Here is a 16,780-nt window from a genome sequence, read left to right on the forward strand (position 1 = left end):
TACAGATGCCAGCTCTCTACGTGATGATTCCGGCCGCGCTGCTGATCGTGGCCATCGCCGTCTACATCTTCTTCTGGGCGGTGGACAGCGGCCAATACGACGACCTCGACGGCCCGGCCCACAGCATCCTGTTCGACGACCAGGACCCGAACCACACCGCTGCGGTGGACGAAGCCAACCCTACAAAAGCGGACGACAAGGCGCCACCCCATGCTTGAACTGGCGCCGCTGCTGGTGTCTGCGTTGATCCTCGGCCTGCTCGGCGGCGGCCATTGCCTGGGCATGTGCGGAGGCTTGATGGGCGCACTGACCCTGGCGATTCCCAAGGAACAACGCAGCCGACGTTTTCGATTGCTGCTGGCCTATAACCTCGGGCGGATTTTCAGTTATGCCACGGCGGGATTACTGATCGGACTGGCCGGATGGGCCGTGGCCAACAGTCCTGCCGCGCTGTTCATGCGCGTGCTCGCCGGTTTGCTGCTGATCGCCATGGGTCTGTATCTGGCGGGCTGGTGGAGCGGCCTGACCCGTATCGAAAGCCTTGGGCGCGGACTGTGGCGTTACATTCAACCCGTCGCCAACCGCTTGCTGCCAGTGTCGAGCCTGCCCCGGGCCTTGCTGCTCGGCGCGCTGTGGGGCTGGCTGCCGTGCGGGCTGGTTTACAGCACGTTGCTGTGGTCGGCCAGTCAGGGCAATGCACTCGACAGCGCGTTGCTGATGCTCGCCTTCGGGCTCGGCACCTGGCCGGTATTGCTGGCCACCGGCCTCGCGGCCGAGCGGGTCACGGCGCTGTTGCGCAAACGCAGCGTGCGCATGGCCGGCGGTCTGCTGGTGATCCTGTTCGGTATCTGGACCCTGCCGGGGCCGCACCAGCACTGGCTGATGGGCCACTGATCCCGTTGATGCAAATCAAGATGCCTTTTTGTGCCCTCCCCTAGACTCGGCACACTGCCAGCCTATCCGGGGGAATGCCCGCATGCTCGACGCCATTCGTTGGGACACCGATTTGATCCGCCGCTACGACCTGGCGGGGCCGCGTTACACCTCGTACCCGACGGCCGTGCAATTTCACAGTCAGGTCGGCACCTTCGACCTGTTCCACGCCCTGCGCGATAGCCGCAAGGCCCTGCGCCCGTTGTCGCTGTACGTGCACGTGCCGTTCTGCGCGAACATTTGCTATTACTGCGCCTGCAACAAGGTCATCACCAAGGATCGCGGCCGCGCGCTGCCCTATCTGCAACGGCTCGAGCAGGAAATCCAGCTGATCGCCTGTCACCTCGACCCGGCGCAGAAAGTCGAGCAACTGCACTTCGGCGGCGGCACGCCGACCTTTCTCAGCCACGATGAATTGCGCCAGTTGATGGCGCACCTGCGCAAGCATTTCAATCTGCTGGATGACGATTCCGGCGACTACGGCATCGAAATCGACCCGCGCGAAGCCGACTGGTCGACCATGGGCCTGCTGCGCGAGCTGGGTTTCAATCGGGTCAGCATCGGCCTGCAGGATCTCGATCCGGCGGTGCAACGGGCGGTCAATCGCCTGCAAAGCCTGGAGGAAACCCGCGCGGTGATCGACGCGGCTCGCACCCTGCAATTTCGCTCGATCAACATCGACCTGATCTATGGCCTGCCCAAACAGACCCCGGACAACTTCGCCCGTACCGTCGAGGAAGTCATCAGCCTGCAACCGGACCGGCTCTCGGTATTCAACTACGCCCACCTGCCGGAACGCTTCATGCCGCAGCGGCGGATCAACGGCAACGAACTGCCGAGCCCGGCGCAGAAACTGAAAATGCTGCAACGCACCATCGAACAACTGACCGCCGCCGGCTATCGCTACATCGGCATGGACCACTTCGCCCTGCCCGACGATGAACTGGCGATTGCTCAGGAAGAATCGACCCTGCAACGCAATTTCCAGGGCTACACCACCCACGGCCATTGCGACCTGATCGGCCTGGGCGTGTCGGCCATCAGCCAGATCGGCGATCTGTACTGCCAGAACAGCAGCGACCTCAATCACTACCAGAACACCTTGGCCGGCGCGCAACTGGCTACCAGCCGAGGCCTGGTGTGCAACGCTGACGATCGCCTGCGCCGCGCGGTGATCCAGCAACTGATCTGCAATTTCAGCCTGGACTTCGCCGAGATCGAGCGCAGTTTCAACATCGATTTTCAGGGTTACTTCGGCGCGCTCTGGCCACAATTGCAGGGCATGGCGCAGGACGGGTTGATCGAACTGGATCGCGAACGCATCACCGTGCTGCCGGCCGGGCGACTGCTGGTGCGTTCGGTGTGCATGGTGTTCGATGCGTATCTGGAACAGCAGAATCGCCAGCGCTTTTCCCGGGTGATCTGACTTTTCATCAACAACGCAGGGGGCTGCGTATCCATAGCGGTCATCGAAACGGCGCCTTGCACGCCATCCGAGACACGTTTATCGGCCGTCATCCCTGCGGCGTTTTGCCGGTGGGGCAATCTCGCCACAGGCTGGCCTGAATGTCTTCCAGTGGGTTACCCTTACGCCTTATGTGTGTTTTCCCACAAGGATTTAAGAAATGTCCGAGCCAGTTAAACTGCGCGCTCACAACCAGGCTAATTGCAAGGATTGCAGCCTGGCCCCTCTCTGCCTGCCACTTTCGCTGAATCTGGAAGACATGGAAGCGCTGGACGAAATCGTTAAACGGGGTCGCCCGTTGAAAAAGGGTGAGTTCCTGTTCCGCCAGGGCGACACCTTCGATTCCGTTTATGCAGTACGCTCCGGCGCTCTGAAGACCTTCAGCCTGAGCGATACCGGCGAAGAACAACTGACCGGTTTCCACCTGCCGAGCGAGCTGGTCGGGCTGTCCGGCATGGACACCGAGAAACACCCGGTGTCCGCCCAGGCCCTGGAAACCACTTCGGTCTGCGAGATTCCGTTCGAACGCCTCGATGAACTGGCCCTGCAACTGCCGCAGCTACGCCGTCAGCTGATGCGCGTGATGAGCCGGGAAATCCGCGACGACCAACAGATGATGTTGCTGCTGTCGAAGAAAACCGCCGACGAGCGCATCGCCACATTCCTGGTCAACCTGTCGGCGCGTTTCCGCGCTCGCGGCTTCTCGGCCAACCAGTTCCGCCTGAGCATGTCGCGCAATGAAATCGGCAACTACCTGGGGCTGGCGGTGGAAACCGTGTCCCGGGTCTTCACCCGCTTCCAGCAGAACGAACTGATCGCCGCCGAGGGCAAGGAAATCCACATCCTCGACCCGATCCAGCTCTGCGCCCTGGCTGGCGGCTCGCTCGAAGTCTGATCTCGACCCGCGGCCGAGCGAATCGTTTCAGCCGCGGGTATACTGCGCCGTTTGCAGCCCTGCCAGGACACCTCGACGATGGTCTTCGACTCCTTCGACATCAAATCCCTGATCCGCCCCGTGATCGACTTCCCGAAACCGGGTGTGATCTTTCGCGACATCACCCCGCTGTTCCAGTCGCCCAAGGCTCTGCGCCTGGTGATGGACAGCTTCGCCCACCGCTATGTCGAAGCCGACTTCACCCACATCGGTGCGATGGATGCGCGTGGTTTCCTGATCGGTTCGGTACTGGCCTATCAGTTGAACAAGCCGCTGGTGTTGTTCCGCAAGCAGGGCAAGCTGCCGGCGGACGTGCTGGCCGAAGGTTACGCGACCGAGTACGGCGAAGCGTTCCTCGAAGTGCACGCCGACAGCCTGTGCGAAGGCGACTCGGTGGTGATGTTCGATGACCTGATCGCCACCGGCGGCACGCTGATCGCAGCGGCCAACCTGATCCGCCGCATGGGCGCCCGCGTTCACGAAGCCGCGGCGATCATCGATCTGCCGGAACTGGGTGGTTCGCAGCGTCTTGAGGACATGGGGATTCCGACGTTCTGCCTGACGCAGTTTGCGTTGACTGATAAATAAGCGGCGCCTGCCATTACGCCTTCGCGAGCAAGCCCGCCCCCACATTCGACCGCATTCCCCTGATGGAACATGGTCGAATGTGGGAGCGGGCTTGCTCGCGAATGGGCCGGCAGCCTCACTGCAAAATCTAAAGTCCCATCTGTTTGCTGATGATCTCGTTCATCACTTCCCGCGTCCCGCCGCCAATCGACAGGATGCGGTTATCCCGATACAGCCGCTCCACCAGACTTTCGCGCATATAACCCAACCCACCAAGAATCTGCACCGCTTCGTTGGTGATGCGGTCCGAAGTGTCCGTGGCAAAGTTCTTGGCCATGGAAATCTCCTTGATCACGCTCTGCCCCGCCGCCATCTTCGCTGCCTGCCGGTAGGTGAACTCCCGCGAGACTTCCAGCGCCGTGGCCATTTCCGCGAGGCGATGCTTGATCACCTGGAACTTGCCGATGGGTTTGCCGAACGCTTCACGTTCCTTCGCCCACTTCAGACTCTCTTCCAGCGCCAATTGCGCCGTCATGTTGGCCATCAGCGCCAGCGCCAGACGTTCGCTCTGGAAGTTGCCCATGATGCAGGCGAACCCCATGTTCTCCGCGCCAATCAGGTTTCCTAAGGGCACCCGGCAATCATCGAAGAACAATTCAGCCGTGTCCGACGCCCACCAGCCCATTTTCTTAAGCGGCCGGCCGACGGTGAAACCCGGCGTGCCCTTCTCGATCAACAACAGGCTGATGCCGCCAAAACCGGGCGCACCGGTACGCACCGCGACGGTGTAGTAATCGGCGCGCACACCACTGGTAATGAAAGTTTTGCTGCCGCTGACTCGATAGTGGTCGCCATCGCGTACGGCGCGGGTCTGCAGATTGGCGACGTCGGAACCGCCGCCCGGTTCGGTGACGGCCAAGGCGCTGATTTTCTCGCCGCTGAGCACTAGGGGGACGACGCGGTCACGAACTTCAGGCCGGGCCCATTTAATGATCGGCGGCAACCCGATATCGAGCGAGCCGAGCCCGGCGACCAGCCCGCCGGAGCCGCAACGCATCAGTTCTTCGCTGGCGGCAATTTTGGCGAACAGATCACCTTCGTGACTGCCGCCCAGCGCTTCGGGGTAACCGATGCCGAGAATGCCGGCCGCACCGGCCTTGAGGTACAGCTCACGGGGAAAGCTTTCGGCTTCTTCCCACGCATCGATGTCCGGCAGAATCTCGCGCTCGACGAAACGTCTGACGCTGTCGCGGACCATTTGGTGGCTGGGGTCGAAGTATTCCTGGAAGGCGGGCATCGGCGAACTCCATGGAAGGGTTCGCCGAACTTAACCGAGCGCTTGCTTGGTTTTCAACAAGATTGTGTGGCTCAGAGGGAAATCGGCTTGCGCCCGGCAAACGAGTGAGCCAGCGTGCCGCCGTCCACCAGTTCCAGTTCGCCACCCAGCGGCACGCCGTGAGCGATGCGCGAGGCGATCAAGCCTTTGTTCTGCAGCAACTGGGCGATGTAGTGTGCCGTCGCTTCGCCTTCCACGGTCGGGTTGGTGGCGAGGATGACTTCGGTGAAGGTGCCCGCCTCTTCGATCCGCGCCATCAATTGCGGAATGCCGATGGCTTCCGGGCCCAGGCCGTCCAGCGGCGAAAGGTGCCCCTTGAGCACGAAGTAGCGACCACGGAAGCCGGTCTGCTCGACCGCGTAGACGTCCATCGGCCCTTCCACCACGCACAGCAGCGTGTCGTCGCGGCGGGTGTCGGCGCATTGCGGGCACAGATCGTCTTCGGTCAGCGTGCGGCACTGGCGGCAGTGTCCGACCCCTTCCATGGCCTGGCTCAAGGCCTGGGCCAGGCGCGTACCGCCGCTGCGATCACGTTCGAGCAACTGCAACGCCATACGCTGGGCAGTTTTCTGACCCACGCCCGGCAAGGTTCGCAGGGCGTCGATCAGTTGGCGAATCAAAGGGCTGAAGCTCATGGGGAAAAAGTCCGACAAAACAACGAGACGCGGTTTATACCCGCGCCTCCGGCCAGCGTCAAATCCTCAGTCCTGGGCGACCTTCACCACCAGTTTGCCGAAGTTGCGCCCCTCCAGCAGCCCGATAAACGACTCAGGCGCCTGCTCCAGGCCCTCGACCACGTCCTCGCGGAATTTCACCTTGCCCTCGCGCACCCACGGCACCATCGCGCTGATGAATTCCGGCTGACGGTCACCGTAGTCGTCGAACACGATGAAACCCTGAATCCGTACGCGTTTGGTCAGCAAGGTGCGTTGCAACATGGGCAGGCGATCCGGGCCTTTCGGCGCTTCCGAAGCGTTGTAGCCGGCAATCAGGCCACACAACGGGACCCGCGCCTTGGGATTGAGGAGCGGCACGACGGCATCGAAGACGTGACCGCCGACGTTTTCATAATAGATGTCGATGCCATTGGGGCAGGCCTTGGCCAGTTGCTCGGCGAAGTCCGGTGCCTTGTGATCGATACAGGCGTCGAAGCCCAGTTCCTCGACCACGTATTTGCACTTCTCGGCACCACCAGCCACGCCGACGGCGCGCAGACCTTTGATCTTCGCCACCTGGCCGACCACCGAGCCCACTGCGCCGGAAGCGGCGGCGACCACCAGGGTCTCCCCTTCTTTCGGCTGACCGATGTCCATCAAACCCATGTAAGCGGTCATGCCCCGCATGCCCAGCACGCCGAGCGCCATCGACGGGCTCGGCAGGCCCGACGGAATCGGGATGATGTTGCGGCCATCGCTGATGCTGTGGCTTTGCCAACCGGTGGCACCGACGACCAGATCGCCAGGGTGGAATTTCGGATGACGCGACTGCTCGACCCGGCTGACAGCGCCACCGGTCATCACTTCGCCGATTTGTACCGGCGCCGCGTAGGACGGCGCGTCACTCATGCGTCCGCGCATGTAGGGATCGAGCGACAGATACAGGGTCTTGAGCAACACCTGGCCGTCCTCAAGGTCCGGCAGCGGCTCGCGCTCCAGACGGAAATTCTCGGGCGTCGGCGCGCCCACCGGACGCGAGGCCAGCACGAAGCGTTGATTGAGGGTCAGAGGGTCGGACATGTCAGCGTCTCCTTTGAATGATGAATTCGGGGGTATAGGAAGCAGACCCTTGGGGCGGTGGGGTGTTCGATGTTTATTCCGGCAAATCGTGTTGACGCTTTCGCGAGCAAGCCCGCTCCCACATTTGAAATNAAATGCAATCCCATGTGGGAGCGGGCTTGCTCGCGAAGGCGTCATTACAGCCAACACATCTCTACCGGCCAGAAACAAAAATGCCAGGCGCACTGCCTGGCATTTTGTGTAGCTCATCCAACCCGCAAAGGCGAATCAGAACGGCAGTTTCATACCGGCCGGCAGGTTCATGCCAGCGGTCATGCTGCCCATTTTCGCCTGGCTGTTGGCTTCGATCTGACGCACAGCGGCGTTGACGGCTGCGGCCACCAGATCCTCGACCACTTCACGGTCGTCTTCGTCCAGGCCCGGCAGTACGCTCGGGTCGATGCTGACTTTTTTCACGTCATGACGACCGGTCATCACCACGGTGACCAGATCACCACCGGCTTTGCCGGTGACTTCGGCGTTGGCCAGTTCTTCCTGCATCTTGGCCATTTTTTCCTGCATCTGCTGCGCCTGCTTCATCAGGCCGGCCATGCCACCTTTCATCATGGGAATCACCTCAAAAGTACTTGGATCAAAACAGCGCCCGGCCATACAGGCCGGACGCCCTCAGTTATTAGCCCTGACTGACCAGGGCGTCGACAGGTTCAATAGTATCGTGTCGCACGACCGCACCGAACTGCTGCACCATCTGCTGGATGAACGGATCGCCGTGGATCGATTCCTCCGCCTCGCGCTGACGGTTGGCACGGCGCCGGGACGCGGCCTGGGCCGGGGTTTCCTGTTCGGGCTTGATCAGCTCGATGGTCAGGGTCAGCGTGCGCCCGTGGAACTGGTTCAGCGCATCGTTCAGGCGACGCTGCTGGGTGGCGTTGAACAAGGCGCTGTGGGCCGGGTCCAGGTGCATCAGCCAGTGATCGCCATCGACCGCGATCAGCGTGCAGTTGGCGGCGATGCTGCCGGTCATGCCGGAGATCGGCAGTTGCGGGAACAGCTCCAGCCATTGCAGGGCCAGACCGGTGGCCGGCGCGGCGGCAGGTTCCGGCTCGGGCTCGGGGGCCGGTTCTGCAGCGTGTTCGCTGGCCAGATCGTCGAGGTAACTGTAGGCCGAATCCATGTCCGGCTCGATGTAGTCCTCGTCCAGCGGCGGCTCGTCGTCCATGTCCATGCCCGGCGTGGCGGCATCGACGTCGGCTACTGACGGCTCGGGGATCGGCGCGGCGGCCCACTCCGGGGCGTCCGGCACGACGCTGTCCGGGGTCGGCAGTGGCATTGGCGGCAAATCGGGTTGTTCGGCGGTGGTTTCCAGAACGGGCTCCACCGCTGGCTGCTGCACAGGCGCCGGTTCTACCGGGTCATTCCACGGCAGATCGACAACTTCCTCAACGGCAACCGGCTCTGGCTCTGGCTCTGGCTCAGGAACGGGTTCCGGCACAATCACCTGGGCAACCGGTGCAGGCTCGGGAGCAGGCGTAACCGCCGGTGCTGGCGCGGGTGTGGGTGCAACAGCCGCAGCAACTACCGGCGCAGGTTTCGGCGCGGCAGCCACTGAGTTTGCGGAATCAACTGTGGCCTGGCTGATCCCCACTGGCTTTAGCGGTTGCCTCGGGGCGTCTGCCGTGTCCGCCGGCCGGAAGGCCAGCATCCGCAGCAGGACCATTTCGAAGCCGCCTCGCGGGTCCGGCGCCAGCGGCAAGTCGCGGCGGCCGATCAGGCCCATCTGGTAATAGAACTGCACGTCTTCGGCCGGCAAGGCCTGGGCCAGGGCCAACACCCGATCACGGTCGCCGTAGCCGTTGTCGACCCCTTCCGGCAAGGCCTGGGCGATGGCGACGCGGTGCAGCACATTGAGAATTTCCGAGAGCACGCCGTTCCAGTCCGGCCCCTGTTCGGCCAGATGGCGCACGGCTTCGAGCAACGCCTTGGCGTCGCCTTCAATCAGCGCGTGCAACACGTCGTAGACCTGACCGTGATCCAGCGTACCGAGCATCGCCCGCACATCGGCGGCCAATACCTTGCCTTCACCGAAGGCGATGGCCTGGTCGGTCAGGCTCATGGCGTCACGCATCGAACCGTCCGCCGCGCGGCCGAGCAGCCACAGGGCGTCGTCTTCGAACGGGACGTTTTCGGCGCCCAGAACGTGGGTCAGATGCTCGACCACCCGCTCAGGCGTCATGTTCTTCAGGGAGAACTGCAGGCATCGCGACAAAATCGTTGCCGGAAGTTTCTGCGGGTCGGTGGTCGCCAGGATGAACTTGACGTAGGGCGGCGGCTCTTCGAGGGTTTTCAGCAGCGCATTGAAGGAATGGCTGGAGAGCATGTGCACTTCGTCGATCAGGTAGACCTTGAAGCGCCCGCGGCTCGGGGCGTACTGCACGTTGTCGAGCAGCTCGCGGGTGTCCTCGACCTTGGTCCGGCTAGCGGCGTCGATCTCGATCAGGTCGACGAAACGGCCTTCATCGATCTCGCGGCACACCGAACACTCGCCGCACGGGCTTGAAGTGATACCTGTTTCACAGTTCAGGCATTTGGCGATGATCCGCGCAATCGTGGTCTTGCCGACGCCCCGCGTACCCGTGAAGAGGTAGGCGTGGTGCAGGCGCTGGCTGTCCAAGGCATTGATCAGAGCCTTGAGCACATGGGTCTGGCCGACCATTTCGCGGAACGAGCGCGGACGCCATTTACGTGCAAGAACCTGATAACTCATCGAAAACCGTCGCGGCAAAGGAAGCAGAAGCGGCTAATGCTAGCGGAGCAAGGGCAAAATTGCATCCGGTGTGCTCGTCTATTCTGGCTAAGCTGCATGGGCAGGGGCTTTTATCGGTTCGGGATCGGGAATTACCGGAGCGTTTATGCGGTGGGCCGTGGGGGCAATACTGGGAATCAGCCTGAGCGCGATGGCGTCGCAACCGCCACTGCGCTTCGCCGTTGCCGACAGCTGGGCGATGCCGATGGTGCAGATCGAACGCGGCCGCCCGACCCAGGGCATTCTCTACGACATGATGCTCAGCCTGGCGACCCAGGTCGGCGTGCCGGCGCAATTTCACGTCCTGCCCCGCGCCCGGGTGCAGAACGCCATGGAACACGGCGAAGTCGACGTGCGCTGCTATGCCGCACAATCCTGGCTGCCGAACCTGTCCGGGGACTACATCTGGAGTCTGCCGCTGTTCTTCCAGCGCGACCTGCTGATCAGCCGTCAGGACCAACCACCCCGCGCCGATCCGGCCCACCTGCCCCGCCAGTCGATCGGCACCGTGCTCGGCTACAGCTACCCCACGCTGCAACCAATATTCGACGCCGACCGACTCTGGCGCGAAGACGCGCGCAATCAGGAGCAGGTGCTCGACAAACTGCTGGCCGGCCGCTATCGCTACGCCGTCAGCAATCAATGGACCCTGGACTGGTTCAACCAGCGCCTGCTCCCCGGGCAGCAACTGCAAGCGGTGGCGGTGCTGCAGGAACAGAAGGTCGGTTGCTATGTGCGCAACGATCCGAACGTGCCGGTGCAGCAGATATTGAGGACGTTGCTGCGGATGAAAATGTCGGGGGAGATTGATGACATCATTCGGTTGTATACCGGCAGCGCGGGCGGCGAACCGTAAGCCAGACCCTCAATGCCCCGCCGTATCACGAAACCGCTGGTACTCGTGATACTCGACCCACGCAACCACATCGTACGGCACGTAAAGCTTCAGCCTGGCCCGGGAAATAGCGATGTACACGGCGCAGATCCGCTGATCGAACGCGTAGGCATCCTTGAATTTCTCGTTGGTCAGCAGCCCCGGTGTCAGTAGCACCTTGTCGAACTCCATGCCACCCGCCTCTTCCGCGAGCATCAGCAGGCAGCCGTTGCCGGCGTTGTCGATCATTCGGTTCAGGCGTGTCAGGTCGGCAATCATGAAACCGTTTTCCAGCTTGGCCTTGACCCGCAGAAACGACTCGTCGAACCGGTTGGCGTCGCACACGGCCTGCCAGTCGGGCAGGTCGCTGAAGTACGGATGCACGCCGTTTTCGCTGAATTCGGAGCGGTAGAAATCAGGTTTGAACAGTTCGATGGCGGTGGCCATGAAATGCTTGAGTTCATCCTGGGTGCGCTTGTCCGGGAATCTGAACTTGCAGTTGGCATCGTGCAGGTGGATGGCCCAGATCATCGTGTCCCACGGGGATGCCGTCAGCACCACGCAGCCTTCGGGCGGCACGAACCCTTCTGGATATTCCTTGATCAGGACGTCAGCATCACTGGCGCCTTCGAACGGTATCTTGCCCTTCTGCGAGTGCCGGGCGATCAGCGGGTTGACCAGCCGCTCGACGTTGCGACCCGAACGCACGGAATAGCTGATATCGCTCTGGCGAACCTCACGGTGCCGTTTGACCGGCACACCGCTGGCCTGCTGGTACTCGTCGCCGAGGGTGATCAGCACTTGGCGGCCACGTTCGATGATCTGCAACAGCGACCCGGGAATATCCTGGCTCTCGTCGATCAGCACGTGCGTGTAGCGCGCCGGCACCACGCAACCAGCAATGCAGGCCCGCTTGATCATCAGCAGCGCTTCGAACCCGGTCTGGCTGCCCCACGCCGGGTTGAGTTCGAGATAGCCCCACACCCGGCTCGAATACTCCAGCAACACCTGAGCGTCCACGCTGGAGAGCGGCTGGTTGAAATGTGGAAGATGCTTCGCCGAAAAAGTGTGATCGCGGAAGCGGCAGTAGCGCTCGATCACCGTGAGGCAGAGTTCAAGGGTCGCCTGCCCGTCGTGGTGGCGAAAGCCGAAGATATTCAGTTCCTGCGCCAGCGCCTGGCGACTGAGGATCCGAGTCGCCCCTTCAGCCTGAGGCCTGCGCCCGAGCATCAGCGACTGTGCAAACGCCAGGAAGGTCTTGCCAGCCTTCTTCTCGCTCGGCCCCACCATGCGCTGACGAAGAACTTCGAGCTTGGCCGGGGTGCGCGCCAGCAACAGAGTCTTTTCCGGGCGCAGATGCTCCTGCAACGCCACCAGCAGATGGCTTTTGCCGATCCCTGCGTAGCCTTGTACATGCAGGTCTTCGTCCAGATTGGCGCGGAAGGTCCTGACCAGTTTGTCCTGCGCCGGGCTCAACCAGCGCTCGCGGTAACGGGGCGTCACTATCGGCTGGCTGAACGGGTCATGGCTGCGATGGCGCCGGACTTTGTATTCGAAATCCCACTGACCATCGGGCAACAAGTAGTCGCGTGCCGATATTTCATCGGCCAGCAGAAAACGCAAGTTGAGAGGGTTAAGAACCTTCAGGCCGAAATACAGTTTGCGCGGGTCGAACAGCCGCTGGGCTTCGGACAGCAGGCCCGCCGTCGTTGACTGACGGTTTTCGGCAGCCCACGCCAACAGCTTGGCCAGAATTTTCTCTGCCGCCACGGCGCCGAGATCCTGCTCCTTCGTCTGCACCAGATTCTGGATGACCAGCACCGCCGCCAGCTCCGGATCGGTCAGGCTTTCGAGCGCTTTTGCGCCACCCGCCTGCAACAGGTTCGCGCAGGTTTCATCCGTGACGGGCAAAAACACAGGGCTGGATAGATCGGAATGTTCCGGGAGCATAAAACCTCGCGGCCTGGGCGCAAACCTTAAAAGGTCGATCCTGGCCAGACTCTTCATTTATTTCGGTGGTGGCGAGTATGCGGGATTGAAGAGGCGTCGACACCTTCGCGAGCAGGGGTTCGGGTACGAAACGTCAAATCGCAGGCATAAAAAAACCGCAGTGGGCGAAACCCATGCAGTTCGGTGTTGATTCGTTCGATGTTCGTTAAGGTGGTAACCCTACCAGCCACACCCCGGCACACAATGTTCCCGCTGTGGCTGCTGCCTTCCGGCTCTGACCAGGTTCACGGGTAATCGTTGCGGGGGGACCGATAGGGTCACCATAACGACGCTCACCTGTCGGCGAGCCGCGCCATTGTACCTATCTGAGACGAAGTTACAACCGCTCGTTGCAGATTAAAAATATGATGGGCTTCAAGCACTTGCTATTGCGCCTGAAGCACCTCGTCCGCGCGGCCGCCCTCTTGCTGGATCACCAGATGAATGAAGTGCAGCTTGGCAATCGCCGCCGGCGGCAGCACGAACGGATAGAAATCCGGCTGGCCCATGCTGCGCGACAGTTCGTTGAGCATGCCGGCCAGTTCGATCCACGCATTGACGAACGACAAAAACGCCGCGCCGCCGGGATGTTCGGGGTCGTACAGCGTGCTCGACGGAAACGGCTGGTAGTCGAGGTCCATCTCCCGGGCGCTCATGCCGAAACCCAGCGCCGTGTCCACCGCGTCCATCATATGCAGGTAATGCGCCCAGGTTTCCGCCCAGTCTTCCCACGGATGCATGGTGGCGTAGGCGCTGACGTAGTGCTGCGACCAGTCCGCCGGCGCGCCCTGTTGATAATGCCGCTCCAGCGCCTCGGCATAACTGGCGCGTTCGTCGCCGAACAGGTTGCGGAAGGAACCGAGCCACGGGCCGTTGTCGATCAGGCGATCCCAGTAGTAATGCCCGACCTCATGGCGAAAGTGCCCGAGCAACGTGCGATAGGGTTCGTGCATCTGCGCCCGGACCCGTTCGCGGTGGGCGTCGTCGGCTTCTTCGATGTCGAGGGTGATCAGGCCGTTGGCGTGGCCGGTCATCGGCGCGTTGCCTTGCAGATCGACGCCGATGAAATCGAAGGCCAGGCCGGTGGCTTCGTCGACGGTTTTCGGGACGACCGACAGGCCAAGGCTGATCAGTTGCGCGACCAGTCGCCGCTTGGCGATTTCCACTTTGCGCCAGCGTTCGGGGTTTTCCGGGACGGACAGGTCGGGGATGGTGCGATTCAGAGCGCAGGCCGCGCACAGGGTGTCGTGATCATTGGCGGGCAGCAGCCAGTTACAGGCCGCCGGGGTGTCGAGGTTGGCGCAGCGACGGAACAGGCCAGCGTCGGGGTCGGCGTCCAGCGTCCAGGTGCCCTCTTGCGGCCCCGGTTGCAGCGATGTCAGCCGACTGTGCTCCGGTTGATAACCCAGTGCCGCGTTGCAGGCCAGGCACTGGCTGTTGCGAAAGAACAGCGACTGGCCGCAGCGACACGGCCAGACTTTGCTGTTGCGCGAGGATTCGCCCATGAACGGCGCGACGATGCGGGAACTGAGCTGCTCGAAAAAGCGGTACATGGCGATCTCTCCCTTGGGCTTGCCAAGACTAGATCATTCCTGCGCGCAGATCGTTCCCACGCTCCGCGTGGTAACGCATACCGTGACGCTCTGCGTCACAGCGTACGCGGAGCGTCCGGGGCGGCATTCCCACGCGGAGCGTGGGGAACGATCATCAGGCGCTGATACCGTGTTCTTTCAGGAACGCGATAAACGCCTCCTCATCCATGACCCTCACGCCCAGTTCGTTGGCCTTGGTCAGTTTCGACCCCGCACCCGGCCCGGCGACTACGCAGTGAGTCTTGGCTGACACGGAACCGGCGACCTTGGCGCCAAGGCTTTCCAGGTGTTCTTTGGCGACATCGCGGCTCATCAACTCGACCTTGCCGGTCAGCACCCAGGTTTCCCCGGCCAGCGGCAGGCCTTCGACGACTTTCTTTTCGCTCTGCCAGTGCATGCCGAAATCGCGCAGTTGCTTTTCGGCGTCTTCAGCCAGTTGACGATGCTCGGGCAAGGCAAAAAACTCGCGTACCGAATTGGCCTGCTTCTCCGGCAATGCCTGGCGCATGTCCAGCCAGTCAGCGTTCATCACCCCTTCCAGCGATTCGAACTTGTCAGCCAGCTTCTGCGCCCCGCCCGGCCCCACCGAAGGAATGTGCAGCTTGTCGAGGAAGCCGCCCAGCGTGGTGCTGGCGGCAAACTCGGCACCCAGCTCGCCCTGATCCTGAATCTGCAAACCGTGGCCCAGCAACTCGGTGATCACCTGCTGGTTGTGTGCATCTTCGAAGAAGCTGTGAATCTCGTGCGCCACTTCCAGACCGATGTCCGGCAGGTACGTCAGCACCTGCGGCAAGGCTTGCTGGACGCGCTCCAGCGAACTGAGCGAACGCGCCAGCACCTTAGCCGTCTCCTCGCCGACATCCGGGATCCCGAGCGCATAGATGAAGCGCGCCAGCCCCGGCTTCTTGCTGTCTTCGATAGCGGTCAGCAACTTGTTGCTCGACACTTCGGCAAAGCCTTCGAGGTCGACGATGTCGTCGAACTTCAGCGCGTAAAGATCGGCCGGCGAACTGACCAGACCTTCGTCCACCAACTGCTCGACGCTCTTGTCGCCAAGACCTTCGATGTCCATCGCGCGACGGGAGACGAAGTGAATGATCGCCTGCTTGAGTTGCGCACCGCACGCCAGTCGGCCGACGCAGCGATACACCGCGCCTTCGCTGATGGTTTCCTTGCCCTTGCTGCGTTTGACCAGTTGCGTGCGTTCGACATGGGAACCACAAACCGGGCAGCTCTCGGGAATCTGCACCGGCCGCGCGTCTTCGGGACGACGCTCGGTGACGACCTGCACCACTTGCGGGATCACGTCACCGGCGCGGCGAATGATCACCGTGTCGCCGATCATCAAGCCCAGCCGGGCCACTTCATCCATGTTGTGCAGCGTGGCATTGGCCACGGTGACGCCGGCAACCTTGACCGGTTTTAACCGCGCCACGGGTGTGACGGCACCGGTGCGGCCGACCTGGAATTCCACATCGAGCAGTTCGGTGAGTTCTTCCATCGCCGGGAATTTGTGGGCGATGGCCCAGCGCGGTTCACGGGCGCGGAAGCCCAGTTCGCGCTGATCGGCAATGCTGTTGACCTTGAACACCACACCGTCGATTTCATAGGCCAGCGAATTACGGCGTTCGCCGATATCGCGGTAGTAATCCAGGCATTCGCCAATGCCCTTGGCCAGCTTCAATTCGTGGCTGATCGGCATGCCCCAGGCTTGCAGCTGTTTGAGGTTGCCGATGTGAGTGTCGGCGATGTCGTGAGAGACCTGACCGATGCCGTAGCAGCAGAATTCCAGCGGGCGGTTGGCGGTGATCTTCGAATCCAGCTGACGCAGGCTGCCGGCGGCGGCGTTGCGCGGGTTGGCGAATGTCTTGCCGCCGACTTCCAGTTGCGAGGCGTTGAGGCGTTCGAAACCGGCCTTGGACATGAACACTTCGCCGCGCACTTCCAGGGTCGCCGGCCAGCCCGTGCCGTGCAGCTTCAGCGGGATGTTGCGCACCGTGCGCACGTTGACGCTGATGTCTTCGCCAGTGGTGCCGTCGCCGCGCGTGGCGCCGCGCACCAGCACGCCGTCCTGATACAGCAGGCTGACCGCCAGGCCATCGAGTTTCGGTTCGCAGCTGTATTCCACCGCCGCGCCTCCGCCGAACAGATCGCCGGCCGGCAGATCCAGACCTTCGGTCACCCGGCGGTCGAACTCGCGCATGTCGGTTTCTTCGAAGGCGTTGCCGAGGCTGAGCATCGGCACTTCGTGACGCACCTGGGTGAACGCGGTCAGCGCGACGCTGCCCACACGCTGGGTCGGCGAGTCGCTGGTGATCAGTTCCGGGTTGGCCGCTTCCAGCGCCTTGAGCTCGTGGAACAACCGGTCGTACTCGGCATCCGGAATGCTCGGCTCATCGAGGACGTGGTAACGGTAGTTGTGCTGATCGAGTTCAGCGCGCAGCTCTAGAATGCGGTCTTTGGCGGCAGTCATGGGTGTTCTCTCATAAAGCAAAAGAGCAGCCGAGGCTGCTCAATCTATTTTGCCGATTGCCTCTTTATGACGAGGCAA

14 protein-coding genes and 1 other RNA gene are annotated in these 16,780 nt (G+C 62.1%); 6 read left to right on the forward strand and 9 right to left on the reverse strand.

Annotated elements, in window-relative coordinates; all coding sequences use genetic code 11:
• Positions 1 to 5: 5 nt before the first annotated feature.
• The 5 genes from ccoS to ACTJK9_RS25160 all read left to right on the forward strand — a co-directional run bounded on the left by ccoS (position 6) and on the right by ACTJK9_RS25160 (position 3,920).
• Entirely contained in the window at positions 6 to 218 is a 213-nt protein-coding gene (gene ccoS, locus ACTJK9_RS25140) for a cbb3-type cytochrome oxidase assembly protein CcoS (RefSeq protein ID WP_064594725.1), read from the forward strand.
• The gene (locus tag ACTJK9_RS25145; RefSeq protein WP_085613298.1) at positions 211 to 894 is read left to right on the forward strand and encodes a sulfite exporter TauE/SafE family protein; all 684 of its coding nucleotides are present in this window, start codon (positions 211 to 213) and stop codon (positions 892 to 894) included. Before ccoS ends, ACTJK9_RS25145 begins: the two co-directional genes overlap by 8 nt.
• Positions 895 to 976: 82 nt before the next feature.
• Complete coding sequence (gene hemN, locus ACTJK9_RS25150) at positions 977 to 2,359, forward strand: oxygen-independent coproporphyrinogen III oxidase (protein WP_440816992.1); 1,383 nt, start codon at positions 977 to 979, stop codon at positions 2,357 to 2,359.
• A 199-nt stretch (positions 2,360 to 2,558) separates the two neighbouring features.
• Positions 2,559 to 3,293 (forward strand): fumarate/nitrate reduction transcriptional regulator Fnr, encoded by a 735-nt coding sequence (gene fnr / locus ACTJK9_RS25155; protein WP_039770035.1) that lies wholly within the window; start codon positions 2,559 to 2,561, stop codon positions 3,291 to 3,293.
• Between the two features lie 78 nt (positions 3,294 to 3,371).
• Positions 3,372 to 3,920 (forward strand): adenine phosphoribosyltransferase, encoded by a 549-nt coding sequence (locus tag ACTJK9_RS25160; RefSeq protein ID WP_003223345.1) that lies wholly within the window; start codon positions 3,372 to 3,374, stop codon positions 3,918 to 3,920.
• A 127-nt stretch (positions 3,921 to 4,047) separates the two neighbouring features.
• Here the strand turns inward: ACTJK9_RS25160 and ACTJK9_RS25165 are convergent, their stop codons facing one another.
• From ACTJK9_RS25165 to dnaX, 5 genes are all read right to left on the reverse strand, one after another.
• Positions 4,048 to 5,196 carry an acyl-CoA dehydrogenase family protein gene (locus ACTJK9_RS25165; protein WP_440816995.1) on the reverse strand — a complete coding sequence of 383 codons (1,149 nt, stop codon included), beginning with the start codon at positions 5,194 to 5,196 and terminating at the stop codon, positions 4,048 to 4,050.
• Positions 5,197 to 5,267: 71 nt separating this feature from the next.
• A complete protein-coding gene (recR, locus tag ACTJK9_RS25170) occupies positions 5,268 to 5,870 on the reverse strand; it encodes a recombination mediator RecR (RefSeq protein WP_007951652.1) in 603 nt (200 codons plus the stop codon).
• Positions 5,871 to 5,936: 66 nt separating this feature from the next.
• Positions 5,937 to 6,971 (reverse strand): NADP-dependent oxidoreductase, encoded by a 1,035-nt coding sequence (locus tag ACTJK9_RS25175; RefSeq protein ID WP_440816998.1) that lies wholly within the window; start codon positions 6,969 to 6,971, stop codon positions 5,937 to 5,939.
• A gap of 267 nt (positions 6,972 to 7,238) precedes the next feature.
• On the reverse strand, positions 7,239 to 7,577 hold the full coding sequence (locus ACTJK9_RS25180; RefSeq protein ID WP_007951650.1) for a YbaB/EbfC family nucleoid-associated protein: 339 nt from the start codon (positions 7,575 to 7,577) through the stop codon (positions 7,239 to 7,241).
• A 67-nt stretch (positions 7,578 to 7,644) separates the two neighbouring features.
• Entirely contained in the window at positions 7,645 to 9,735 is a 2,091-nt protein-coding gene (gene dnaX, locus ACTJK9_RS25185) for a DNA polymerase III subunit gamma/tau (protein ID WP_440817001.1), read from the reverse strand.
• 145 nt (positions 9,736 to 9,880) lie between these two features.
• Between dnaX and ACTJK9_RS25190 the strand changes: the two genes are divergently transcribed.
• Positions 9,881 to 10,630 carry a substrate-binding periplasmic protein gene (locus tag ACTJK9_RS25190; RefSeq protein ID WP_064594714.1) on the forward strand — a complete coding sequence of 250 codons (750 nt, stop codon included), beginning with the start codon at positions 9,881 to 9,883 and terminating at the stop codon, positions 10,628 to 10,630.
• Positions 10,631 to 10,639: 9 nt separating this feature from the next.
• Here the strand turns inward: ACTJK9_RS25190 and ACTJK9_RS25195 are convergent, their stop codons facing one another.
• The 4 genes from ACTJK9_RS25195 to ligA form a co-directional block, all read right to left on the reverse strand.
• A complete protein-coding gene (locus tag ACTJK9_RS25195; RefSeq protein ID WP_440817003.1) occupies positions 10,640 to 12,598 on the reverse strand; it encodes a hypothetical protein in 1,959 nt (652 codons plus the stop codon).
• A gap of 217 nt (positions 12,599 to 12,815) precedes the next feature.
• Positions 12,816 to 12,912, reverse strand: an RNA gene (gene ffs, locus ACTJK9_RS25200) — signal recognition particle sRNA small type.
• Positions 12,913 to 13,023: 111 nt separating this feature from the next.
• Complete coding sequence (locus tag ACTJK9_RS25205) at positions 13,024 to 14,190, reverse strand: zinc-binding metallopeptidase family protein (protein WP_440817006.1); 1,167 nt, start codon at positions 14,188 to 14,190, stop codon at positions 13,024 to 13,026.
• A 154-nt stretch (positions 14,191 to 14,344) separates the two neighbouring features.
• On the reverse strand, positions 14,345 to 16,702 hold the full coding sequence (ligA, locus tag ACTJK9_RS25210; RefSeq protein ID WP_440817008.1) for an NAD-dependent DNA ligase LigA: 2,358 nt from the start codon (positions 16,700 to 16,702) through the stop codon (positions 14,345 to 14,347).
• Between the last annotated feature and the right edge of the window lie 78 nt (positions 16,703 to 16,780).

The sequence above is a fragment of the Pseudomonas sp. 22082 genome (assembly GCF_052046055.1).
GTDB lineage: Bacteria > Pseudomonadota > Gammaproteobacteria > Pseudomonadales > Pseudomonadaceae > Aquipseudomonas > Aquipseudomonas pharyngis.

Bases quoted from the DNA above. Each gene is read 5' to 3' on its own strand.
- ccoS (WP_064594725.1), top strand. From the start codon at position 6: ATGCCAGCTCTCTACGTGATGATTCCGGCCGCGCTGCTGATCGTGGCC.
- ACTJK9_RS25145 (WP_085613298.1), top strand. From the start codon at position 211: ATGCTTGAACTGGCGCCGCTGCTGGTGTCTGCGTTGATCCTCGGCCTG.
- hemN (WP_440816992.1), top strand. From the start codon at position 977: ATGCTCGACGCCATTCGTTGGGACACCGATTTGATCCGCCGCTACGAC.
- fnr (WP_039770035.1), top strand. From the start codon at position 2,559: ATGTCCGAGCCAGTTAAACTGCGCGCTCACAACCAGGCTAATTGCAAG.
- ACTJK9_RS25160 (WP_003223345.1), top strand. From the start codon at position 3,372: ATGGTCTTCGACTCCTTCGACATCAAATCCCTGATCCGCCCCGTGATC.
- ACTJK9_RS25165 (WP_440816995.1), bottom strand. From the start codon at position 5,196: ATGCCCGCCTTCCAGGAATACTTCGACCCCAGCCACCAAATGGTCCGC.
- recR (WP_007951652.1), bottom strand. From the start codon at position 5,870: ATGAGCTTCAGCCCTTTGATTCGCCAACTGATCGACGCCCTGCGAACC.
- ACTJK9_RS25175 (WP_440816998.1), bottom strand. From the start codon at position 6,971: ATGTCCGACCCTCTGACCCTCAATCAACGCTTCGTGCTGGCCTCGCGT.
- ACTJK9_RS25180 (WP_007951650.1), bottom strand. From the start codon at position 7,577: ATGATGAAAGGTGGCATGGCCGGCCTGATGAAGCAGGCGCAGCAGATG.
- dnaX (WP_440817001.1), bottom strand. From the start codon at position 9,735: ATGAGTTATCAGGTTCTTGCACGTAAATGGCGTCCGCGCTCGTTCCGC.
- ACTJK9_RS25190 (WP_064594714.1), top strand. From the start codon at position 9,881: ATGCGGTGGGCCGTGGGGGCAATACTGGGAATCAGCCTGAGCGCGATG.
- ACTJK9_RS25195 (WP_440817003.1), bottom strand. From the start codon at position 12,598: ATGCTCCCGGAACATTCCGATCTATCCAGCCCTGTGTTTTTGCCCGTC.
- ACTJK9_RS25205 (WP_440817006.1), bottom strand. From the start codon at position 14,190: ATGTACCGCTTTTTCGAGCAGCTCAGTTCCCGCATCGTCGCGCCGTTC.
- ligA (WP_440817008.1), bottom strand. From the start codon at position 16,702: ATGACTGCCGCCAAAGACCGCATTCTAGAGCTGCGCGCTGAACTCGAT.